The sequence below is a fragment of the Terrilactibacillus tamarindi genome (genome assembly GCF_009718825.1).
Taxonomy (GTDB): Bacteria; Bacillota; Bacilli; order Bacillales; family Sporolactobacillaceae; genus Terrilactibacillus; species Terrilactibacillus tamarindi.
This window is the reverse complement of record NZ_WNHB01000002.1, coordinates 84,776-106,509: the sequence shown is the minus strand read 5'-3', so window position 1 is coordinate 106,509 and position 21,734 is coordinate 84,776. Positions and strand designations below refer to the sequence as shown.

Sequence of the window (21,734 nt, the reverse complement as noted above, 5' to 3'; positions counted from 1 at the left end):
ATCATGAAATATTTTTATTGCATAACAACGGCTTTTTTCAAGACACGATTTGTAGCACTCACAATCGCTTGCAAAGATGATCGGGTAACACTCGGTGATATACCAGATCCATAAGAATAGGTGCCTTGTTCTGTATGGATTTGGATATAGGTTATCGCTTTTGATGTTGAACCATTTTCTAGTGCATGTTCATTATAGCTAGCAATATCAATTTTTTGTCCAACTAAGTCACTCAATCCTTTGCAGAAGGCGTCAATGACACCATTTCCATGTCCAGCAATAGCCACTTTTTTTCCTTCAAAGATGAAGTTAGCACGAACAGCCGATTGATGGTCATCATCTACTTGTTCTACATAGTTAATCAATTGAAGCGGTGACTCGATATCAACGTACTCATTTATGAAAGCCTGATAAATCTCCGTAGGTGTGAGTTCTTTGTTACCTTGATCAGAAATCTGTGTAATAATTGGACCAAAGTCTTGCTGCATGGCTTTTGGAAGTTGAAGGTCATAATGTGTTTTTAAGATGTAGCTTACGCCGCCTTTACCCGATTGACTGTTAATCCGAATAATGGCGTCATAATTTCGCCCAACATCTTTCGGATCAATCGGTAAGTAAGGGACATCCCAATAATTTAACTTTTCTTTTTCCATATGGGTCATGCCTTTATTAATTGCATCTTGGTGCGAACCTGAGAAGGCGGTAAAAACTAATTTTCCCGCATAGGGATGTCTAGGGTGAATACTCATCTTCGTTGATTCTTCATAGACTTTGATCATTTCATCCATGTTGCTAAAATCAAGCTGTGGATCCACACCCTGTGTAAGCAAGTTTAAAGCAAAATTAACAATATCCATATTGCCTGTTCGTTCACCATTACCAAATAACGTACCTTCGATTCGATCAGCACCGGCCATTAAGCCAAGTTCTGAAGCTGCAATGCCAGTTCCACGGTCGTTGTGTGAATGAAGGCTGACAATGACATTTTCTCTGTATTTTAGATGATCACAAATGTATTCAACAAGATCGGCAAAGACGTTAGCCGTGCATAATTCAACGGTATTTGGTAGATTAATAATGACTTTATTTTCAGATGTAGGTTTGAGTTCATCGAGAACGGCGTTACAAACCTCTACAACATAATCGACTTCAGCTCCTGGAAAACTTTCCGGGCTGTACTCGAAGATGAAGCGTTCTTCTCCATACTTTTTTGCTAGTTTCTTTGCCTGTCTAGCTCCATCGACAGCAAGGGCTTTTATTTCTTCCTTACTTTTTCGGAAGACAACGTCACGTTGAATAGTAGAAACTGAATTATAGAGATGAACAATCGCTTTATGCACACCTTCTAAACTTGCGAAGGTACGCTCTAGGATATGTGATCTAAGCTGAGTTAAGACTTGAATGGTCACATCTTTCGGAATCATCTTATTGTCAATTAACGTTCTTGTAAACGTGTATTCTGTATCGGAAGCAGCAGGGAAACCTACTTCAATTTCTTTAAAACCTAATTTCACTAAGTAGTTAAAAAAGTTAATTTTCTGCTCAAGGTTCATGGGTGTTTCTAAAGCTTGGTTACCATCTCTTAGATCCACACTGCACCATATCGGCGCCTTTGTAATTTCATTATCAGGCCATCTACGGTTTGCCTTTTTGATTTTTTTATAGGGTCTATATTTTTGATAGTTCATGTAAAACGCCACCTTTTATCTTTGTTTATTAAGGGTGTGTATTAAATTTAGGAATATAAAAAACCTTCCACCTCTTAAATAATTTTTAAGAGACGAAAGGTTGGATTAACTTCCGTGGTACCACTCTAATTACCCTTATCATAATGATAAGGATCACTTAGTGAGATATGAAAATATCTCGTCAAGATAATGGCTGACTGCCAGCTTTACCTACTCATTAATTTCAGTAAGGCACTCAAAGGCGAGTTCGATTTCCTTGGAATGCTGCTTTACACCAGCCAGCAGCTCTCTTGGATTCTATCGGAAATGTACTATTCCTTATCGTCGTGTTGTTTTTGTAAAATTGGATTGAACTGAGTCTAACACCTCGAAAAACAAAAGTCAACCTAGATTGAAAGTTAAGAAAATTAAGTTGAAGCTTTTCTTAAATATCAATATGCAAAATAAAAAGTTTTAAGTTATATATTTTAATTTTTGAAATCAAATTAACGGAATCTTTCACTTTTTGACTTTTTTAATAAATTGTTAATAGAGATAATTTAAAGTATTTTAAAGTGAATTGACACGTTCTTAGACCATCGTTTATAATAAATCCTACTTAGTAAGTGTGAATTACACCTCTAAATAATACACTAGATTAGCAGCATAAAGGGGAATTCCTAAAATGGACATCACAATGGAAGATTTCAACCAACAATTTAAACAAATTGAATCTTACATAAAGGATCCAAATTACCAAACTTTTGCAGAGACCATTCGAGCAAAAAAACAAATTAATGCCATTATCAATTATTTTGAAAGTGATCTATTATATTTTTCTAAAATATATAATGCTATTAATATAGGAAAAGTAGATATTGAAGAAATTACATCTGAGCCTATTGACGATCTTTATTTGCACATTAAACGAGTGGCCACGGAACTTATTTCACCACCGAAAGTGATTCCAAAGTTTCAATGGCCAGTTACGACCTTCGATGTCAATGATTCGCTTGCCTTGATGCTTGAAACCATACGGGATACTGGATTTACCCAATTCCCCGTTTATGACCAACAAGAGTTTAAAGGAATGGTCACAGACAGCGGGATTGCCATGTGGCTTTCTCAAAATGTTCATGAGGACATTATTTCACTGAGTGAGACAACATTAAAGGATATTCTGGCTGTTGAAGAGGATCAAATTAATTATCTATTTATAAGTCAGGATATGGATGTCTATTCTGCTTCTGGACTTTTAACAACAAGACACAATCATAACTACATTAGTGCGTTACTTATCACGGAACATGGTGATCCAGCGGAAGAATTGTTGGGGATAATTACCGTGTGGGATGTATTTGAAAATTAGAGATTAAAGAGAATTGGCTTTTTAACTTTTTCATATTTGAATTTTTATCCTGTATTAACGGGCAGTAAGACCCCAACCTCAAGTGAAAACGAGCCTACCTAGGTAGAGGATAATTGCCGAGTAAAAGACCGAATAGTTCAGGTTTTCAATCTGTCTGGGTGATGAAAACCCCACTGTTTGAACAAGATTATAAATTCATTCACTATAAGCCCTTCCTTGATTCAGCAAGCCCTTTCTTTGTATGCTGAATTTCTATCGACTATAATAAAAGAGCCCTAGAAAATTCTAAGGCTCTTAAGTATAGGATTAGATTTAGTTTAGGGCTTTAACGAGACTTTTACCAAATTCTTCAGCACCATCTGGGCCGTCGCCTGTGATGATATCTTCTGAAGCGACAACATGACCACCAACATATTTTACATTATTTGCTTTGAGTTGATCTATTTGAACATCAACCGGGTAGCATGTTGCATCTCGGTCAGTGAGAAGTCCTGTTTTAGCAACGGTAACAGATCCTGCACAGATTCCAGATACAAGAATTTTTTGATCGTAGGCTTTTTTAATAAAGCTGAGTAATTCTTCATTTCCCCAAAGGTAATCGTTTGTACCAGATCCACCAATGACTGAGATAACATCGAAATCACTTGGATTTACATCAGTAAATACAACCTCAGCTGTTGCTTTCCCTTCGAAATCTCCAGTGATTTCACCTGTTTTCGTACTAGCAATGGTGACATCAATACCAGCTTCTTCTAAAGCTGCTTTTGGTTTGAATAATTCATCTTCGTTAAATCGTTCTGGGGGGATAATTAGTAATGCTTTTTTACTCATATCTATATAACCTCCTGGATATTTTTTATCACACAACTAAGTTTACTCTTGGTCTATCGTTCTGTGAAGAATGCACTTTTTTGTAAGGAGGTTACCAAAGAGTAACTTTTGAAAGGAGATGGGGCGTTTTGACAGATACACTTCGTAAAGAAATTAAAGAGAAAATCATCAATGGCGATTTTAATTGTGAAAAAGAACTAACATTATCGATCTTGAGTGGAAAATGGAAAGTGGTTATTCTATGGCATTTAGGAGTGGAGGGTCCTCATCGATTTAGTGATCTCCAAAGACTTTTTCCAAAGATCTCCCATAAAATGTTAACTAATCAATTGCGTGAACTGATGGAAGATGGCATCGTCCATCGCGAAGTTTACCCAGAAGTCCCGCCAAAAGTGGAGTACTCTATGACAGAGTTAGGAATGACTATTCTCCCTATTGTAGAGATGATGTTTGAATGGGGCAAAAAACGAATGAAGGATTTGAAGAAGGAGATTGAAAACCAAGAGGCTTAACAAGTGAAGGTTTTAATTTTCAAAAGGAAAGATGCGTGGAATTAAGTTTCTGTGCTTCTTTCCTTTTTGCATGTAGATAGAATGATAACTTCCTTTAAAGGCATTCATTCATGTCCTCCCATTCTTCACGAAGCAGCCCCATTCGAATCGAATCATAGTATTTTCCGTTATAATATCGGCATTTTCTCAGCCGAGCTTCTAAAGTCATACCCAATTTTTTCCCTAACTTCATCATGCGATGATTACCAGACCAAGTGGTAAACCCTACTCTAACAAGGGGGAGGGTTTGGAACAAATGGTCAATCCATCGTTTTAAGGCTTTTGTTCCATATCCACCATTCCAATAGTTGGGATTGTATATACAGATGCCCATCTCTAACCATAAAGAGGGTTTATGTTCCCAATAGTAACTTACCGTTCCTTCAATCGTGTTATTAATATCTATTGCCCAACGAGAATTCTGGCTGATGTATTGCTCTTTATTTTCCAAAAATTCTTCGAGTGTTAATACATGATGCGGATAGTAAGGTGCATCCCATTTTTTCCATTCGGGTGATTCTTCTTTGTATGCTAACTCCCATAGTCTTTGTAAATCTGATTCAACGATAGGTCTAATACGGAGTTCTTTATTTTCTTTTGACATTTATTCCTCCAAGTCTTGAAACTAACCAACTTAAAAAATCATCGTAACTCATTCTGTGATGATTTTGTACAAGTATTTATTCTGTTTTCCATTAACTATAATTTTCGACATTTTGAATGAATTTCCTTTTCGTGATTTGCTAAAATATCAGGTCAACGAGACTGGTTAATGGCAAAGATGACACCGGGAAGACAAAAGTATAACTTTAGAAGACATCGGGACGCCGGTTGGCATGATGGACTATCTAGAGAGACATCCAACAGATAATCATTTCAGCCTAAAAATAGGAAAAAAACAATCGCAATATGAAGAATCGCTAAGATTGGAAATCCTAATTTAAAATTGATATGCTTTGTTTTGTGCCTAAATAAGTGCATACCTAAAGTAGAACCGAGAGCTCCCCCAAAGAAAGCTACTAACCACAATTTTGATTCACTAATTCGATACTGTCTATGTTTGGCTTTGTACTTGTCTAGATACATTACAAATAAACCAATAATATTCAAAATGATAAGATAAAGAAACACCACTTCTATCAAGCTAATAACCTCTTTTTTGTAATTTTTTTTATGAGTATATCAAAAGATTCGATGGCTTTTAATACATACAAGTATAACTAAAAACCAATTCTGTGTTTTACTTTTGATTATTAAAAGAGATGCATTAAAAACGAAAAATATCGATAATGAAGAAAAAAGGCAGCAATTAAGCTCCCTTCTTAAAAATCTATTTCATTTGAATCTTTTGTCTCAGCAAACCATTGTAACAATTGGTTATGATGGTGAATGATTTGTTGTGCTGTTAATTCTACTGTATCCCAAGTGCTATGCGCATCTTTAACAAGAGTTACATCATAACCCATACTGAACGATCTTTTGTACATCAATAATGAGTATGCCTTTTTTTTGACATGGTCATCCTCCAAACCAAAGGAATATTTGTTCTTATAATACATCAATAGCTTGACAATGACAAGATAAAATGTATCAGAATCAGTGTTGTTGAATAGATATCTACTATTCTTTGAATAGAAAGGAGTAATTAGATAATGATTAGAAGTGCAGAAATGTCTGATGTCAAAGATCTTACGAATCTATGCTTACAATTGGGCTATGCAGAAACCGAAACGGATATTAAGGAACGATTGTCATTCATTATAGAAAAAAGGGATCAAGCCCTTTTTGTATATGAGAATCAAAATGGACTGGTTTCTGGATGGGTACATATTTTTGGGAAACATTTGTTAGAAGGTGTTTTTGCCGAAATCGGAGGATTAGTTGTAGACTGTAAACACAGACGACAAGGTATTGGGAAGATGTTAATGAAAAAATGCGAATCTTGGGCCATGGAACATGGATATTCAGAGATTAGAGTTCGTTCTAATGGTATTCGAGAAAAAGCGCATCAATTTTATCTTGACATGGGATATAAAAATATTAAATGGCAAAAAGTATTTAATAGATTAATAAAATAGAAGGGTTTCGATTCTTGGAAAAGTTATTAGTTTATTATAAAAGTGGAAGAAATAGCATGCATTATTTAAATTTAAGGGGACTACAAACTTGAAAACAAAGCAGCAGCCTTTAATTTTTTTATGTTCATAATCTTTGGCTGTACAAATGAAAAAAAACCTCCCGAACTATCAGTAAGTGTAAATCATGAAGCGATTAAAACAAATTTGGGGACTTATGAGTGGGAAACAGGTGGATGGTTCAATAAACGGGCGTAGTAGCAGATTCATCCGGGCCTTATGACATAGCCGGGCATATGAAGAGAGTCAAAATCAAACATCATACGGCAGCATCTATCCAGGTTAAAGATCATTCAAAACCCAAGCTCAGCGCTTATGAATGGGTTAGTGATGACCAAAGACACGAATTATCTGTTAAGAACAATGCATTAACATTACCAAATGAAACCGGGAAACATGTTATCGAAATTACGGCAGATTGGCCAAATGGAAATGCTTCTTATACGTTTGTTGTTGAAGTAGAATAACAGCTTAACAGGTGGAGGAATCAAACAATAACTTAATCGCTCCATCGCTCCATAATATGACGGTATTGCTTTATGAAATAGCAAACGATTAGAGGATGAAAAGAAGGTGGAATGTATGAAATATATTGATTTTAGAATAGTGAAAGGTGGCTAGTCAGAACAGAAACTGAGTTATCGGATGGGACGGAATTTGAGGAAAAAGGTATCGTTCGACTTATTAAATTTCATTCTGACTAGTTTAGATTATGGATAAGTAAAACGGTCATTATTCTTAGCTCAAAAGAAGGCATTAACGGATGAGAAAAGATCGGGAAGAAATTTATGTTGATTTTTGGCATCACCAGCTATTTATAGCAAATAAATTTTTACTAGTAAGTATATATAATTATCGCACTGCATTGGCTTTTTCATAAGCCTCTTTTGTTCGATCATCAAAACAGACCATGATTATCTGTTTCACTTGCTCTGATCGGGAAAGGAATTTGTGAATACAACGGACGGCAATGCTAGCAGCTTGATCCAGCGGGAAATGATAGATCCCCGTACTTATTGAAGGGAAAGCCACTGTCTGACATTTATATTCTTCAGCCAGTTCCAAGCAGTTTTCATAACAATTTCTTAGTAATCTAGTCTCATGATGATGGCCACCTTGCCAAATAGGTCCAGGAGTATGAATGACAAATTTCGCTGGCAGTTTATAGCCTTTTGTGATCTTCGCTTCACCGGTAGCACATCCATTCAAAGTTCGACATTCATCTAACAATTCTGGTCCCGCAGCTCGATGTATCGCACCGTCTACTCCTCCACCACCAAGCAGCGATGTATTTGCAGCATTGACAATAGCGTCAACTTTAACAGTTGTAATATCACCTTTAATTATTTTAAAAGACTTCATTAGTTCGCCCTCCTAATATAGTCACCTAGTAATTCGACATTATTCGACAAACTTCGGGTGGTGACAGGCACCTCAAAGCGATTTTTACAAAAGCTTGTTTTCGTAGGTATTGTTGTTTTACATATGACGAATTTTAAGTTGTATTAATTTATATTTGAAACCAAAAAGATTAAAGTATTCGTATAAGATATTATAGATTAGAGGAGGTTGGAAAAAATGGATTATACTAAAATATATACTGAGGAACTGATTGCCTTAGTAAAAGAAAAAATAAAGTCCGTCGGTGAAATTAAAGCGGTGAAGTTTGTGAGAGAACAAACAGGCATGTCCTTAATACAAGCAAAAAAATTTGTAGATTTTTGTAAAGAATAGACATAAAATTCAGAGTCACTAAACTGTGGCATTAAATTCTATTAAAAGTAACTTCAATAGTCATTGAACTACTAAATAATAAACTTCGACAGACGTAAACTACGATATGTCATTTCAAAGTAAATGAAGTTAATAAAATTTGCTATGAATATCTACAAACAAAAACACGCTAAGTATGTGGTGACCCACAAAAGTTAGAGTTTTATATTAAGCAGCTAATTGGCTGGTGTGGATACGGTATTGAACCGGACTCATGCTTGCCAATTTTTGCATTATACGCTTGTTATTATAATAGTTGATATACTCTTCCAATTTCTTTTTTAATACTTCAAATGAACAGATTGCTTTTCCATAATACATTTCCTGTTTTAAATAAACATGATTTAGGCTGGTTGGGATAAAGATCTCGTATAACAAGCGAAGCTCTGACACCGTAAAAAGGATAAGGGGTATCGACGATTTCTGTTGTAAACTGGTTCATAGGGAAGACCTCTTTTCTATGGATGAGTTGTGGTGACTTTATACTACCAGGAAAAGGTCTTCCTTTTTCATTGTTTTATTCATTTACACAAAATATTTTACACTCTCTGTTTATTGGATGATATGACAAGAGCCATTAGTAATAAAAGAATAAACAAAAGGCTCCAATTATAGGAGTTTTCTAGGAAGCCGAACTTGCCACTACATATGTATATTTAGTTTCGGATGATTCTAGGTTTGTCACAGGCCAGATTCCTCATGTAGATGGAGGTGAATCAACAAATTTATAATAGAAGAAATTCAAAAATAGTTTATCAATTAAAAGGTAAGCTATTTTTAATTTTCTTCTTGTATATTTATCCATGATTTTCAAACCCTAACGATAAGAAATTGATGCAGTCTAAAAGACGTTAGGAGACTATAATGAGTAAGATTTTACATATTTATCGATCAGATTGGTTAAAAATGTGTCATACGCCCTCGGTATTAGTCTTGGTCCTTGGACTGATCTTTCTTCCATCCGCCTATGCCTGGATTAATATAAAAGCCTTATGGGATCCTTATAGTCATACATCTGGGATAAAAGTAGCTGTGATAAATGAAGATCAAGGGGCAAAGATTCAAGGCAAGACCATCCACGTTGGTGATGAAGTCATCAATAAGTTAAAACATAACCGTAAACTAGGCTGGGAATTTGTAGATCGTGAAACGGGGGAAGAAGGTCTTAAAGAAGGGTCATATTATGCAAGCATTCTCATTCCAAAAAATTTCTCAACAGATATCTCGAGTATTCTTAAGAATCATCCACATAAACCAGAACTAAAATTTGCCGTGAATGAAAAAATCAATTCGATTACACCTAAAGTGGCCACTTCAGGCGCTACGACGATTACGACCGAAATTAGACAAGCTTTTGTCAAGATGGTGGGAAGAGCCTTGTTTACGGAATTCAACAAAGTTGGGCTTGAGTTAAAGCAAGATATGCCGTTGTTTTTACGTACTAAAAAGCAAATAAATCAATTGGAAGATGCCCTTCCTCAAATTAAAAAAATGGGACAAGAAGCCATTTTGTTAGAAAAAAAGTTACCTGAAATCAAGGCGAAAGGTCAAAAGGTCATCTTATTAGAGAGTCGACTATCAGATATTGATAGAGCAGGAGATGCAATTTTAAAAGTTGAAGATAAATTACCTTTAATACATGAAGCTGGAGATCAAATTATGGCGATCCAAAACAAAGTGGATAGCATGGATCGTGCAGCTGGCTTAGTCAATCAAGTTAGTGGTAACCTGTCTGAAATCTCGGAAGCTCTAAATGAAGAAATTCGTCGTTTACAACAAATAACAGAATCGAATCAAGAAATAATCGGAAATCAACAGGAATTAGAAAGCCAATACTCAGAACTACAAGACATCAAAAATGAAATTCAATCGGTCAATCAAGGCTTAGACCAACGACTTACAAATGCTGCAAGTATGCTACAATCAACTTCACAATTCATTAAGCAGGATCTTCCTACGATGGAACAGAAAATACATCATGCGGCCTACTTTGTAAGGAACGATTTACCAAAATTTGAACAGGATGTACGTCGAGCATCAGATTTAGTACGAACAAAGCTTCCACAAGTGGAACAGGTGATCAAAAAGGCGGCCAATTTTGCAAGAAATGACTTGCCAACATTTGAAAAAGACGTTCACACAGCATCTAATAAAATCAACCAATTTTCAAACAAAGTGAATTTGAATGATGTCATAAATATGCTCATACATAATCCCCAAACACAAAGTGATTTCTTATCGAATCCTATTAAAATGAAAACGGAGAGGGTATTCCCCATTCCTAATTATGGATCGGCTATGTCTCCTTTTTATACCGTGTTAGCGCTTTGGGTTGGAGCGACAATATTAATTTCCACTTTACCAACGAGGTTGGAAGATCAAAAGCACCTGTACACGCCTAGGCAAATCTATTTAGGACGACTTTTGTCATTCTTAAGTATTGGTTTAGCCCAAGCAGCCGTTGTGTCTTTAGGAGATATCTTTTTAATCAAAACTTACATTGTTAATAAAGGTTTATTCTTTTTACTTTGTCTTCTCAGCAGTTTGGTATTCACTACGATCACCTATACGCTATGTTCATTATTTGGAAATATCGGAAAAGGATTATCGGTTATTATCCTTGTCCTACAAATATCAGCATCAAGCGGAACCTTTCCAGTCAGCATGACACCGTCCTTCTTTCAAACACTAAGTCCATTTTTGCCTTTCACCTATGCGATTAGCATGGTTCGGGAATCGGTAGGAGGTATCGTGGCACATATTGTTGTTCAAGATGTGCTCATTTTACTTGTGTATTTTATTGTGAGTTTAAGTATAGCCTTAATTTACAAGGGATTTAGAGGAAGATTTATAGAAAGATCTTAGCCAATATGAATCCGATTATTTATAAAAGACTGGATCGATATAAGAAAAGGAATTTCCTAACCAATAAAATATGAGATTAAGATATGCGGGCGATCACAACCTCTTTAAGTTTTAACGTCCTTTTTCCGATTTTTTTCGGGTAAACCCTTGAGCCTTACGTTACGTCAAGGTGTAAGATGAGTTTTGTCAGGAGGGGTCCTATGGAATACACAGTACAGAAATTAGCTCAAATGGCAGGTGTAAGCGGGAGAACGCTTAGATATTACGATGAAATTGGTCTCTTAAAGCCGGCAAGAGTCAATTCATCTGGTTATCGAATTTATAGTCAAAAAGAGGTTAATAAGCTGCAGCATATTCTCTTCTACCGTGAACTCGGCTTGAACTTAGATACGATACAAAAGCTGATATCGACACCTGACTTTGATCGCTATGAAACGTTAAAGGACCATCATACAAAGCTTCTAAGGAAAAGAGCTAAACTTGACAAACTCATTGAAAACGTGGAAAAAACCATGGATTCAGAGAAAGGGCGGATAGTGATGACAGATAAAGAAAAGTTCGAAGGTTTTAAAGATAAAATGATAGAAGAAAATGAAAAGAAGTACGGTAAAGAAATTCGCAAAAAATACGGTGATGATACGGTTAACCGTTCGAATCAAAAATTAAAAGGCATGAGTCAAGAAGACTACCAACTAGTTGAAAGTTTAGGTCAGGATATATTGACGAAGTTGGAAAAAGCGATGGAGACAGGTGATCCAGAAAGTAATGAAGCACAAGAAGTAGCAGCCATGCATAAACAATGGCTTACGTATTGGTGGGAGTCCTATTCAAAAGAAGCTCACGCGGGGCTTGCTCAAATGTATGTTGATGACGATCGATTTACGAAATATTATGATGATAAGTCAGGAAAAGGTGCGGCCGAGTTTTTAAGGGATGCGATTGTCAGTTATACGAGTAAGTAAGGTAAAGAAGGTGCCAATAATGGCCCTTCTTTTTTATAATGGTTTACTTTTGAGAGTAAAGGGAAGAAATGAGAAAAAAATGTGTCAATTAATAAAAAACTATTCCTTTTTACTCTATTTTGGTATAACATAACTCTAGTGATAACGCTTTCTCACTATAATAATTGAGAATAAGATAGTTTACTTAATAATGGGCTGATATTTAAGATAAATCTGATGATAAGGTAAGCACTATTCGATTAAATTTAATCGTTTACATTGCAAGTGTACTATCTTAAAATACCATGTACCGTTATAAATTTATTAGTGATGACACAAGTTATATAAAGGTAGGTAAACGATTTAGTAGGGGGTTTAAGAATGGCTAAGAAAGATTATACTCAGTTAGCTCAAGACATTGTTGCTAATGTCGGAGGTAAAGAAAATGTAAATTCTCTCCTTCATTGTGCAACAAGACTTCGTTTCAGACTTAAAGATCCGAGTAAAGCAAATAAAGAAGTTTTAGAAGATCTACCTAAAGTTCTCACCGCAGTAAGTGCAGGTGGTCAATATCAAGTTGTTATTGGAGACGAAGTTGTACCCGTGTTCGAATCCATTATGAATCAGTACCACTTTAGTGCGGGTGACAGTGGTACGAAATCAGGAATTGCATCCGATGACGATCATTCAGATGGAGAGAAGAAGAAAGAAAATTGGTTTGAAAAATTTGTTTCTGTTTTATCTGGTATTTTTACTCCTTTTATTTCGGTTTTGGCTGGGGCAGGTGTCTTAAAAGGGGTTGCAATTTTAATTTCAAGTTTGCACTTATTACCTGAATCATCGCCCATTTATATCATTTTAAATGCACTCGCAAGCGGGGTCTTTACACTCTTGCCTATCTTCATTGCAATTACAGCTGCGGATAAATTTAATACCAATCGATTTATTGCTGTAGCATTAGCAGCGGCCATGATTTATCCATTAACAGACAATACAATACCCAATATTGCTCATTTAGGTGACTATGGTATAAATTTTAAAACCTATGGTGGTGCAGTTATTCCGACGATTCTCGCCATTTGGCTTGAAAGTTATATTGAAAGATGGTTTAAAAATCATCTACCTGCTGTCGCCCAATTGGTTTTCGTTCCATTTTTAACATTGATTGTGGCTGGAATTCTCACTTTTGTCGTTATCGGACCACTTGGTACGGCATTAGGTACAGGTCTTGCTTATGGTTATAGCTTCTTATATGGTTTAAGTCCATTAATTGCTGGAGCTATTTTAGGTGGGGCATTCCAGGTCTTTGTTATCTTCGGTTTACACTGGGGTATTCTTCCTATCTCTTTGATTAACATTCAAACATATGGTTATGATACCTTGTTAGCTGTGATGTTTTGTGCGGTAGCTGGGCAATTTGGTGCTGTAACTGCTTCTATCTTTAAGGCGAAAAAAGTAAAAAATAAAGAAATAGCTGCTTCAGCTGCAATAAGTGGGTTTTTCGGTATCACCGAACCGGCTTTATACGGGATTAATTTAAAATACAAAAAAGGATTTATCTTCGGCCTCATTGGTGGGGCAGTCGGTGGTGGGATTGTTGGTACCGCAGGTGTTAAATGCTTCCAATACACACCGATCATGAATGTTTTTGAAATGCCGTTATTTATTGGTAAGAACTCAAGTATCGTCTGGGCAGCCATTGCGGGAATTGTGGCGTTTCTCTTATCATTCATTCTTGTTTTACTATTGGGCTTCAACGAAAGTAATACAGAGAAATTATTTGCCAAAGTAACCTCGGGTAAAAAGAGTCTAACGGAACAAAAAACGGCAAAACTCGAGAAAAGCATGGATTCGAAAGAGACAACGACGAGTGATACAATTGTTGAACCAGAAATTGATACAACAGGCCTATCATTAAGTGATACCATTTTCAGCCCGCTTAGTGGACGAGCTGTTCCGCTAAAATCTGTGAATGATCCAGTCTTTAGTTCAGAAGCGATGGGGAAAGGACTTGGTATTGAACCTTCATCAAATCAAGTTGTTTCTCCAGTTGATGGAGAAATCATCGTGGCCTACCCTACTGGTCATGCCTATGGTATTAAATCAGAAAATGGCGTGGAAGTTTTGATTCATATCGGTATCAATACGGTTGAATTAAATGGAAAACACTTTGAACCTAAAGTTGAAAATGGTCAAAAGGTTCGTAAAGGTGATCTGCTCGCAACATTTGATCGAGATGAAATTAAGAATGCTGGGTATGACACAACAACGATGGTCATTGTCACCAATACAAACGAGTATGAAGCAATCGTACCAGAATTAGATGGAAAAAATTCTGGGGAAGAAATCTTGAAAGTTTATAAGAAATAAATAAAGTGTACTAAATAAAGGCGTTCATGGTTTAACAAACCATGGACGTCTTTTTACTACTTCCAAAGGGAGCGCCTCAATTACCGAAGAAAGGGGCTCAATAACCAGAGTAAGCGGCTCAATTACCAAGGGAAGCGGCTCAATTACCAAGGGAAGTGCCTCAATAAGCAAAGGAAGCGGCAATAAGCAAAGGAAGTGCCTCAATAACCAAAGGAAGCGGCTCAATAAGCAAAGGAATCAGCTCAATAACCCTCATTAACAGCGAGTATTGACCCCGCCTCAGGGTATAAGGTGGGGGACAAAGCCCGCACACGATTAGTTCAGGCTTTCAATCAGTAGGTGATGAGAAAATCCCCACTGATTTTCTACCACTTTATAGATATAGTTGTTTTAGTTCTGACTACCATGGGTATAGAGTGTTTTGAAAGGAAGTGATGAATGTCATGATCAAGTTGACTAAAACGACTGGCTAAGCATTTCCAAAAAAATTTTATAAAAAAATAAAGCGTTTTCATTTCTGTTTTTAATTTTAAGTACTACAATATATATGTAGTCAATTTTTCCAAATAATTATAATCCGAAGGGTAGGTTTTACAATGAGCAAACTTGTCGATACGATTGAAAATGCCGTGGATACAGAGTACAAACTTTATATCAACGGTAAATGGGTTGAAGGTTCAGAAGGTAAAAAATTAGCTAGCTACAATCCTAGTACAGGTGAAAAACTTTCCGAATTCGTCGACGCAAGTCATGCTGATGTTGACGCGGCTGTGGAAGCAGCGACAAAAGCATTCCAATCTTGGAAAAAAGTCAGTGTTCAAGAAAAAAGCCGTCTCCTTCTTAAAATTGCAGACTTGATCGATGAAAATGCAGAACACTTGGCATTGGTAGAAACATTAGACAACGGGAAATCGCTTCGAGAAACAATGAATGTAGATGTTCCTGCTAGCAGTGACCATTTCCGCTATTTTGCAGGTGTTATTCGATCTGAAGAAGGCACTGCAAAAGATCTTGATGATGATACGTTGACCCTTACATTAAAAGAACCTCTTGGAGTCGTTGGACAAATCGTTCCTTGGAACTTTCCTTTACTTATGGCAGCTTGGAAAATAGCTCCTGCTATCGCTGCTGGTAATACGGTTGTTATACATCCATCTTCAGCTACATCACTCAGTATTTTAGAATTAGCGAAACTTTTAGATCAAGTTTTACCAGCTGGAGTTGTAAACGTTATCACTGGTCGAGGTTCTGATTCTGGTGATTACATGTTGAAACATGAAGGATTTAGTAAACTTGCTTTTACAGGATCAACAGCCATTGGCCGTGAAGTAGGTATTGAAGCGGCTAAACGCATTATCCCTTCAACCTTGGAACTTGGTGGAAAATCAGCAAACATCTTCTTCGATGACGCTCCATGGGAGAGAGCGATCGAAGGAGCTCAATTAGGTATTTTGTTTAACCAAGGTCAAGTTTGCTGTGCAGGATCACGAATTTTCGTTCAAGAAGGTATTTATGATAAATTTGTAAGCGAATTAAAACAAGCCTTCCAAAAAGTTAAAGTGGGCCTTCCTTGGGAAGATGGCGTACAAATGGGTGCTCAAGTGAACAAACGACAACTTGAGAAAATCTTGGAATACGTCACCATTGGTCAAGAAGAAGGAGCAACACTCGTTACAGGTGGCTGCCAATTGAAAACAAAAGATTTGGCAGACGGCGTATTTATGGAACCTACCATTCTAGCAGATGCGACAAATGACATGCGTATTGCTCAAGAAGAAATCTTTGGTCCAGTGGCTACGGTTATTAAATTCAAAACAGAAGAAGAAGTCATCAAGTTAGCCAATGATTCAGAGTACGGATTAGGTGGGGCGGTTTGGTCACGCGACATCAATACAGCCCTTCGCGTCGCACGTGCGGTTGAAACGGGACGTATGTGGGTAAATACGTATAATCAACTGCCAGCTGGTGTTCCTTTTGGTGGATATAAAAAATCTGGTATAGGACGTGAAACATATAAAAGCGTGCTAGACGCCTATACACAAACGAAAAGTATTTACATTAGTTTAAAAGAAGAAAAAGAAGGATTGTATTAACCTCAATAAAAAACTTAATATCGAAATAACCAAACTGTGTGTCAAAGATTATTAATCTAGTCTTTGATGCACAGTTTTTTATTTTGGCTATGTCAAAAATAGTGTTTATCAACATAATTTATTATCAAAGCCAATATTTATTATCATTTATAAATTTTAATTGATAATAATTAACCAGTATAAAAACAAAAACCTAAAAAATTAGTGATATATGTCACGGTTTACTTTTTAATTTTAAAAAATAAATTATAATTATTATAAAATAATACTTGATTTAATGTGGGATTCCCGTATAATAATAAGTGGAGATAACATATATTTTTTTTAAAAAAGGGGCGATCATTATGGCAACAACACAAACGGTAGATGTTAAAGAATTATTGAACAAACAAGTGGCCAATTTCGGCGTGCTTTATATCAAATTGCATCAATTTCATTGGTATGTGAAAGGTCCTCAATTCTTTACGTTACATGCAAAATTTGAAGAATTGTATGATGAAACAACAGCAGCATTTGATGACTTAGCGGAACGTCTGTTAACGATCGGAGGTTCTCCATACTCTACATTAAAAGAATATCTTGAACACGCTAGCTTGCAAGAATCGACAGATGTTAATCGAGAGGCGGATGAATTCGTTAAAGAATTGATCAATGATTATACTTTACTAAGTAGAGAACTTGGAGAATCTATTAACTCGGCTGCAGAAGCTGGGGATGATGTTACTCAAGATTTATTTATTGGTCTTAAAGGTAGTTTAGAGAAACATGTTTGGATGCTTCAAGCGTATCTTGGATAAAAAATAGTCATCAATATAACCAATCGAAAAAACCTAGTACAAGAATGTACTAGGTTTTTAACTATTTTACCCTTCCCAATCTGGAGAAAGATCCCAACAGATTGGTTTTTCTATGATTTCCTTCACTTTTTTAAAATCATCGGTTTGTCCAAGTGTCCACATGAGTTTGGGAACAATAGCCTCTGTATTCATATCTCCAGAAACAAGAATGTTATAATTTGTGACTTTTCTTCCAACTTCATATAGGTAAATATCTTGGCCTTCCTCCAGACACTGTGTCGATATTAAAACGACAATGCCCGCTTCAGTTAATTCTTTTATCTTAGGAAGAAGATTTCGTCCTTCAAAAGGCAATCCCCCATTACCAAAGCTTTCAATGATGACCCCTTTATAATGTTCTTTTATAAAATCAAAAATGTCTGGATTCATTCCAGGGAAAAGTTTGATTAAAAATATGTCTGTACATAGATTTGTCACAGGATGGAAAGCTTCCGTTGGTTTTTCAGGAGTCCAATAGTATTCGATAGATTGTCCCTTAATCTCAGCAACATAAGGATGGTTAATGCTTTCAAAAGCATCATAGCTTTTCGTTCTCATTTTCACGGCCCGTGTACCGATAATGACACGGCCATCGAATACCACAAAGACGCCGCCGATATCTTCCTGTGAAAAACGAAGTGCGTCCTGAACATTCTTCTTGGCATCTGTCTTCTTAAAACTAATCGGCACCTGTGAACCAGTCAAAATAACAGGCTTATCTAATCCTTGAAGCATATAAGACAAGGCTGCTGCTGTAAAGGCCAGAGTATCTGTTCCATGCGTCACAATGAAACTATCAAACTCGTTATAATGCTTAGTGATAGCATCAGCGATTTGGATCCAGTTTTCTGGCTGCATATTCGTACTATCTCGGTTCATTAGAATGTGGCATGTCACATCCAGGGGAGATTGAGAGTAATGAAGAAGTTCTTCTGCGGATAACCCGGGAACTAGACCCTCATCACTTGTGACCGAAGCAATGGTACCGCCTGTAGCTAGTAAAAGAATTTTTTTCATGATTAACCTCACTTCGTTGTTCGCAAATTGTGTCTTTATTTTATTAATTATACGCTCATTATCGATAAGTAATCAATAATCGTTCGCGTATTGAGCACAATTTTTAGTTTAGGAGTAAATAAATCATGTTATAATACAGTTCATAGGAGGCCAAAAAGTGCTTAAGAATTTGGAAGAACTCAGAAAGTCTCGTGACTGGTCATTGCAAGATATAGCCGATAAATTAGGAATAGCCAAAAGTACTTATGCTGGCTACGAATCTGGATATCGCCGACCTCCCCTGCATGCCCTCATTCAAATCGCAAACCTATTTGATGTTTCAATAGATTATCTACTAGCAAGAGAACATACCATCGATATAACGGATCGGTTACTCCAAGGAAAACAAAAGATTTCAATCGATCATATGGTTTTGGATCAGGAAGAATGTGATGAATTTGTTGCCTTTATTCGAGCGAAAAGAGACATAAAAAAGAAATTGAGATAATTAAAAATATAATTTGCACTATTTTACAGATATTTCATATTGGCTCTTTGCTAGTTTTATATTATACTTGGTTTGTTAACAATTGTAAAAAAATTATAGCTACTCGTATAATTGCAGGAATACGGCCTGCAAGTTTCTACCAAATGACCGAAAAACATTCGACTACGAGTGAGATTGCATATGTATATGTGTTGTTTCATGCACGAACACTCTCACTCATAGAATGGGAGTGTTTTTGTGTATCTAAGCAGGGAAAGGGTTTTTATTTTATGGAATTACTAGAGCAACGAATTAGAGAAGAAGGCATCATCATAGATGGGCACGTTTTGAAAGTTGATCGATTTCTTAACCATCAAATTGATCCCGTATTAATGGATGCGATCGGTGAGGCATTTACTGAACGATTTAAAGAAGCGGGGATAACAAAAATCGTGACTCTTGAATCTTCTGGTATTGCACCAGCCGTCATGACTGGACTTAAACTTGGTGTTCCTGTTATCTTTGCTCGGAAGAAACCATCGTTAACACTTGGAAAAGGATCTTATACGGCTGTCGTCCATTCTTATACAAAAGAGGAGACAAATAAGATCTACCTGTCGGCTGATTTCATTAATGCGGATGATCGCATACTTATTATTGATGACTTCTTAGCTAAGGGAGAAGCTGTTATGGGTCTCATCGATCTTGTTAAACAAGCAGATGCCACGATTTCTGGGATCGGAATTGTGATCGAAAAATCATTTCAAGATGGAAGAAAACGACTCGATCAACTAGATTATCCTATTTATTCTCTTGCACGAATTGCCTCTTTAAGCGAGACGGGAGTCGAATTTTTACAAGAATAAGAAGGGAAAACACCTTTGATATTGTTCTAAAAATTACTCAGACAATACTTTGAGGAAGTACAAAATTCAAACCAATCGGACCTTTACGGGCAGTTGATCCCACCTATCTTCTTTGAATACTCAGAATCCTGAGGTGGGGGTCTTTACTTGCCGTTAAGGCGGGATAAAACTACGAAATGAGGTTTTTAAAAGTGCAAGGAAAACAAACAGCAGGTAAAACACTGTCACTTGGTATACAGCATGTTCTTGCGATGTATGCGGGAGCCGTACTTATTCCGTTAATTGTTGGCGCTGCGATGGGGATGGATCAGAAACACTTGGCTTATCTTGTATCGATTGATTTAGCGGCTAGTGGTATTGCGACGTTATTACAAGTATGGAAAACTCGCTATTTTGGAATTGGATTACCCGTTGTCTTGGGATGTACATTCACGGCCGTTTCGCCGATGATTGCTATTGGTAAACACTATGGCATGGCTGGAATTTGTGGAGCTATTCTTGTATCGGGTCTCATTGTTCTTATTATTGCTCCGTTCTTTAGTCGCGTGGTTAAAATATTTCCACCCGTTGTTATGGGGACGGTTGTTACCGTTATCGGCGTGACACTCATTCCAGTTGCTATTAATAATATGGGCGGGGGACAAGGTTCACCCGAATTTGGAAGTGTAAAAAATCTAATTTTATCTTTTGGTGTTTTAGCAATCATTATTATTCTTAATCGATTATTCACTGGATTTATGCGTTCCATTTCGATATTATTGGGGATCATTATTGGAACTGTTGTTGCAGCGTTTATGGGTATGGTTGATTTGAATTCCGTAACCCAAGCCCAGTGGATTCAAGGGTTAAAACCATTTGGTTTTGGTTATCCAACCTTTCATGTGGATGCCATTATTACAATGACGATTGTTGCCATTGTTAGTTTAATTGAATCAACGGGTGTTTTCTTTGCACTAAGCGAAATCTGCGAGGAACCTATTGATAAAAAAGCCTTATCGAGAGGGTACCGTTCCGAAGGCTTAGCCGTTGTTGTTGGTGGTCTATTCAATGCCTTCCCCTATACGACATTCTCTCAAAACGTTGGGTTAGTTCAAATGACAAAAGTCAAATCAAGACGTGTCATTTATGTTTGTGGTTTTATTCTGATTATTTTAGGGTTTATTCCTAAAATTAGTGCCTTAACCATCTTAATTCCAAGTGCTGTTATTGGCGGGGCTATGATTGCCATGTTTGGTATGGTTGTGGCTTCTGGCGTTCGTATGTTAAGTAGGGTCGATTTTACTAAAAATGAAAACTTGCTTATAATTGCTTGTTCGATTGGTCTCGGTCTTGGAGTAACGGTTCAACCTGCTCTTTTTGCAAAACTGCCTGTAAGTATTCAGATCATAACGAGCAATGGTATTGTTGCGGGGAGTTTAACAGCAGTCATTTTAAATGTGGTTTTTAATATCCTTGGAAAGAAAAAATCACATGAAGAGATCGATAGAGCAAATGACAAAGTTGCGGCTTCAATAGAGCCTAATCATAAATAATAGATTGAGAACATGGTCATAAAATAAAGTGAAACTTCCATCAGTGGGGGTTTTCTTCATCCCCACTGATGGTTAGCTGAACCAATCGGGCCTTTACGGGCAGTTGATCCCCCACCTATCTTCTTTGAATACTCAGAATCTTGAGGTGGGGGTCTTTACTTGCCGTTAAGGCGGGGTAAATATTTAATGAAATCTACCACAGCTTTTATAAGCTGTGGTTTTTGTGTGTTATATGAATGTAGTGAAACGAATATACATTGGTATAATAAGTATTGAATATATTGAGAAAATTCTTTAATTTAGTTAATATAAAGTTTATTATTAAGGAAATAGACAAAATGTAAAATTACTCAGAGAAACTCTACGTTAAAAAGAGGTAGATTCTTTTACCAAAGTACATAGAAAACGATAAGGGTGGTGGG

The 21,734-nt window shown here is 36.6% G+C and carries 21 protein-coding genes, 3 pseudogenes, 1 riboswitch and 1 other annotated feature; of the genes and pseudogenes, 15 read left to right on the top strand and 9 right to left on the bottom strand.

The window, feature by feature from the left end; translation table 11 throughout:
• Positions 1–14: 14 nt before the first annotated feature.
• A complete protein-coding gene (gene leuA, locus GMB86_RS01710; RefSeq protein ID WP_155216195.1) occupies positions 15–1,688 on the bottom strand; it encodes a 2-isopropylmalate synthase in 1,674 nt (557 codons plus the stop codon).
• A gap of 85 nt (positions 1,689–1,773) precedes the next feature.
• Positions 1,774–2,022, bottom strand: a binding site (T-box leader).
• A gap of 330 nt (positions 2,023–2,352) precedes the next feature.
• On the opposite strand from leuA, the gene GMB86_RS01705 reads away from it, so the two are divergent.
• Entirely contained in the window at positions 2,353–3,036 is a 684-nt protein-coding gene (locus tag GMB86_RS01705; protein ID WP_155216193.1) for a CBS domain-containing protein, read from the top strand.
• A gap of 312 nt (positions 3,037–3,348) precedes the next feature.
• On the opposite strand, the gene GMB86_RS01700 is transcribed toward GMB86_RS01705, so the two are convergent.
• On the bottom strand, positions 3,349–3,867 hold the full coding sequence (locus tag GMB86_RS01700; protein ID WP_155216191.1) for a DJ-1/PfpI family protein: 519 nt from the start codon (positions 3,865–3,867) through the stop codon (positions 3,349–3,351).
• 128 nt (positions 3,868–3,995) lie between these two features.
• Here GMB86_RS01700 and GMB86_RS01695 point away from each other — a divergent pair, with 128 nt between their 5' ends.
• Positions 3,996–4,379, top strand: coding sequence for a winged helix-turn-helix transcriptional regulator (locus GMB86_RS01695; RefSeq protein ID WP_155216189.1), 384 nt, complete (start codon positions 3,996–3,998; stop codon positions 4,377–4,379).
• A 94-nt stretch (positions 4,380–4,473) separates the two neighbouring features.
• Here the strand turns inward: GMB86_RS01695 and GMB86_RS01690 are convergent, their stop codons facing one another.
• The 3 genes from GMB86_RS01690 to GMB86_RS01680 form a co-directional block, all read right to left on the bottom strand.
• Positions 4,474–5,022, bottom strand: coding sequence for a GNAT family N-acetyltransferase (locus tag GMB86_RS01690; RefSeq protein WP_155216187.1), 549 nt, complete (start codon positions 5,020–5,022; stop codon positions 4,474–4,476).
• 272 nt (positions 5,023–5,294) lie between these two features.
• Positions 5,295–5,552 (bottom strand): DUF1294 domain-containing protein, encoded by a 258-nt coding sequence (locus GMB86_RS01685; protein WP_329602712.1) that lies wholly within the window; start codon positions 5,550–5,552, stop codon positions 5,295–5,297.
• 188 nt (positions 5,553–5,740) lie between these two features.
• On the bottom strand, positions 5,741–5,905 hold the full coding sequence (locus tag GMB86_RS01680; RefSeq protein ID WP_230458952.1) for a cysteine hydrolase family protein: 165 nt from the start codon (positions 5,903–5,905) through the stop codon (positions 5,741–5,743).
• A 165-nt stretch (positions 5,906–6,070) separates the two neighbouring features.
• On the opposite strand from GMB86_RS01680, the gene GMB86_RS01675 reads away from it, so the two are divergent.
• The 3 genes and pseudogenes from GMB86_RS01675 (at position 6,071) to GMB86_RS16125 (ending at position 7,374) form a co-directional block, all read left to right on the top strand.
• Entirely contained in the window at positions 6,071–6,496 is a 426-nt protein-coding gene (locus tag GMB86_RS01675) for a GNAT family N-acetyltransferase (RefSeq protein ID WP_155216183.1), read from the top strand.
• Between the two features lie 293 nt (positions 6,497–6,789).
• Positions 6,790–7,020, top strand: a complete 231-nt coding sequence (locus tag GMB86_RS01670) for a hypothetical protein (RefSeq protein WP_155216181.1) — start codon at positions 6,790–6,792, stop codon at positions 7,018–7,020.
• A gap of 115 nt (positions 7,021–7,135) precedes the next feature.
• Positions 7,136–7,374 (top strand): annotated as a pseudogene (locus GMB86_RS16125) (DUF3977 family protein).
• A 31-nt stretch (positions 7,375–7,405) separates the two neighbouring features.
• Here GMB86_RS16125 and GMB86_RS01660 read toward each other — a convergent pair.
• Complete coding sequence (locus GMB86_RS01660; protein ID WP_155216179.1) at positions 7,406–7,915, bottom strand: O-acetyl-ADP-ribose deacetylase; 510 nt, start codon at positions 7,913–7,915, stop codon at positions 7,406–7,408.
• A 216-nt stretch (positions 7,916–8,131) separates the two neighbouring features.
• Here GMB86_RS01660 and GMB86_RS01655 point away from each other — a divergent pair, with 216 nt between their 5' ends.
• Positions 8,132–8,287, top strand: coding sequence for a hypothetical protein (locus GMB86_RS01655; RefSeq protein ID WP_155216177.1), 156 nt, complete (start codon positions 8,132–8,134; stop codon positions 8,285–8,287).
• Positions 8,288–8,494: 207 nt separating this feature from the next.
• On the opposite strand, the pseudogene GMB86_RS15650 reads toward GMB86_RS01655, so the two are convergent.
• Both GMB86_RS15650 and GMB86_RS15645 read right to left on the bottom strand, forming a co-directional pair.
• A pseudogene (locus GMB86_RS15650) lies at positions 8,495–8,659 on the bottom strand (IS3 family transposase); the annotation flags it as partial.
• Positions 8,616–8,768 carry a hypothetical protein gene (locus GMB86_RS15645; RefSeq protein WP_230458964.1) on the bottom strand — a complete coding sequence of 51 codons (153 nt, stop codon included), beginning with the start codon at positions 8,766–8,768 and terminating at the stop codon, positions 8,616–8,618. The gene GMB86_RS15645 and the pseudogene GMB86_RS15650, both read right to left, overlap by 44 nt.
• 190 nt (positions 8,769–8,958) lie before the next feature.
• Between GMB86_RS15645 and GMB86_RS01645 the strand changes: the two are divergent.
• The 6 genes and pseudogenes from GMB86_RS01645 to GMB86_RS01620 form a co-directional block, all read left to right on the top strand.
• Positions 8,959–9,057, top strand: a pseudogene (locus GMB86_RS01645) (SDR family oxidoreductase); the annotation flags it as partial.
• A gap of 133 nt (positions 9,058–9,190) precedes the next feature.
• Complete coding sequence (locus GMB86_RS01640) at positions 9,191–11,191, top strand: YhgE/Pip domain-containing protein (protein ID WP_155216173.1); 2,001 nt, start codon at positions 9,191–9,193, stop codon at positions 11,189–11,191.
• A gap of 200 nt (positions 11,192–11,391) precedes the next feature.
• Entirely contained in the window at positions 11,392–12,153 is a 762-nt protein-coding gene (locus GMB86_RS01635; RefSeq protein WP_155216171.1) for a MerR family transcriptional regulator, read from the top strand.
• A 360-nt stretch (positions 12,154–12,513) separates the two neighbouring features.
• Positions 12,514–14,502 (top strand): beta-glucoside-specific PTS transporter subunit IIABC, encoded by a 1,989-nt coding sequence (locus GMB86_RS01630; RefSeq protein ID WP_155216169.1) that lies wholly within the window; start codon positions 12,514–12,516, stop codon positions 14,500–14,502.
• Between the two features lie 596 nt (positions 14,503–15,098).
• Positions 15,099–16,595, top strand: coding sequence for an aldehyde dehydrogenase family protein (locus GMB86_RS01625; RefSeq protein WP_155216167.1), 1,497 nt, complete (start codon positions 15,099–15,101; stop codon positions 16,593–16,595).
• Positions 16,596–16,939: 344 nt separating this feature from the next.
• Entirely contained in the window at positions 16,940–17,392 is a 453-nt protein-coding gene (locus GMB86_RS01620) for a Dps family protein (protein WP_155216165.1), read from the top strand.
• Positions 17,393–17,458: 66 nt separating this feature from the next.
• On the opposite strand, the gene GMB86_RS01615 is transcribed toward GMB86_RS01620, so the two are convergent.
• Complete coding sequence (locus tag GMB86_RS01615) at positions 17,459–18,448, bottom strand: asparaginase (RefSeq protein ID WP_155216163.1); 990 nt, start codon at positions 18,446–18,448, stop codon at positions 17,459–17,461.
• Positions 18,449–18,605: 157 nt separating this feature from the next.
• Here GMB86_RS01615 and GMB86_RS01610 point away from each other — a divergent pair, with 157 nt between their 5' ends.
• The 3 genes from GMB86_RS01610 (at position 18,606) to GMB86_RS01600 (ending at position 21,312) form a co-directional block, all read left to right on the top strand.
• The gene (locus tag GMB86_RS01610; RefSeq protein ID WP_329602703.1) at positions 18,606–18,935 is read left to right on the top strand and encodes a helix-turn-helix domain-containing protein; all 330 of its coding nucleotides are present in this window, start codon (positions 18,606–18,608) and stop codon (positions 18,933–18,935) included.
• An 83-nt stretch (positions 18,936–19,018) separates the two neighbouring features.
• Positions 19,019–19,120: riboswitch (purine riboswitch) on the top strand.
• A gap of 84 nt (positions 19,121–19,204) precedes the next feature.
• A complete protein-coding gene (locus tag GMB86_RS01605) occupies positions 19,205–19,780 on the top strand; it encodes a xanthine phosphoribosyltransferase (RefSeq protein ID WP_155216161.1) in 576 nt (191 codons plus the stop codon).
• Positions 19,781–19,971: 191 nt separating this feature from the next.
• On the top strand, positions 19,972–21,312 hold the full coding sequence (locus tag GMB86_RS01600) for a nucleobase:cation symporter-2 family protein (RefSeq protein WP_329602702.1): 1,341 nt from the start codon (positions 19,972–19,974) through the stop codon (positions 21,310–21,312).
• The last annotated feature ends 422 nt before the right edge of the window (positions 21,313–21,734 follow it).

Coding starts and splice junctions, on each gene's coding strand:
- GMB86_RS01640 (WP_155216173.1), top strand. CDS start 9,191: ATGAGTAAGATTTTACATATTTATCGATCAGATTGGTTAAAAATGTGT.
- GMB86_RS01605 (WP_155216161.1), top strand. CDS start 19,205: ATGGAATTACTAGAGCAACGAATTAGAGAAGAAGGCATCATCATAGAT.
- GMB86_RS01620 (WP_155216165.1), top strand. CDS start 16,940: ATGGCAACAACACAAACGGTAGATGTTAAAGAATTATTGAACAAACAA.
- GMB86_RS01690 (WP_155216187.1), bottom strand. CDS start 5,022: ATGTCAAAAGAAAATAAAGAACTCCGTATTAGACCTATCGTTGAATCA.
- leuA (WP_155216195.1), bottom strand. CDS start 1,688: ATGAACTATCAAAAATATAGACCCTATAAAAAAATCAAAAAGGCAAAC.
- GMB86_RS01655 (WP_155216177.1), top strand. CDS start 8,132: ATGGATTATACTAAAATATATACTGAGGAACTGATTGCCTTAGTAAAA.
- GMB86_RS01635 (WP_155216171.1), top strand. CDS start 11,392: ATGGAATACACAGTACAGAAATTAGCTCAAATGGCAGGTGTAAGCGGG.
- GMB86_RS01670 (WP_155216181.1), top strand. CDS start 6,790: ATGAAGAGAGTCAAAATCAAACATCATACGGCAGCATCTATCCAGGTT.
- GMB86_RS01630 (WP_155216169.1), top strand. CDS start 12,514: ATGGCTAAGAAAGATTATACTCAGTTAGCTCAAGACATTGTTGCTAAT.
- GMB86_RS01700 (WP_155216191.1), bottom strand. CDS start 3,867: ATGAGTAAAAAAGCATTACTAATTATCCCCCCAGAACGATTTAACGAA.
- GMB86_RS01615 (WP_155216163.1), bottom strand. CDS start 18,448: ATGAAAAAAATTCTTTTACTAGCTACAGGCGGTACCATTGCTTCGGTC.
- GMB86_RS01675 (WP_155216183.1), top strand. CDS start 6,071: ATGATTAGAAGTGCAGAAATGTCTGATGTCAAAGATCTTACGAATCTA.
- GMB86_RS15645 (WP_230458964.1), bottom strand. CDS start 8,768: ATGAACCAGTTTACAACAGAAATCGTCGATACCCCTTATCCTTTTTAC.
- GMB86_RS01705 (WP_155216193.1), top strand. CDS start 2,353: ATGGACATCACAATGGAAGATTTCAACCAACAATTTAAACAAATTGAA.
- GMB86_RS01660 (WP_155216179.1), bottom strand. CDS start 7,915: ATGAAGTCTTTTAAAATAATTAAAGGTGATATTACAACTGTTAAAGTT.
- GMB86_RS01680 (WP_230458952.1), bottom strand. CDS start 5,905: ATGTACAAAAGATCGTTCAGTATGGGTTATGATGTAACTCTTGTTAAA.
- GMB86_RS01625 (WP_155216167.1), top strand. CDS start 15,099: ATGAGCAAACTTGTCGATACGATTGAAAATGCCGTGGATACAGAGTAC.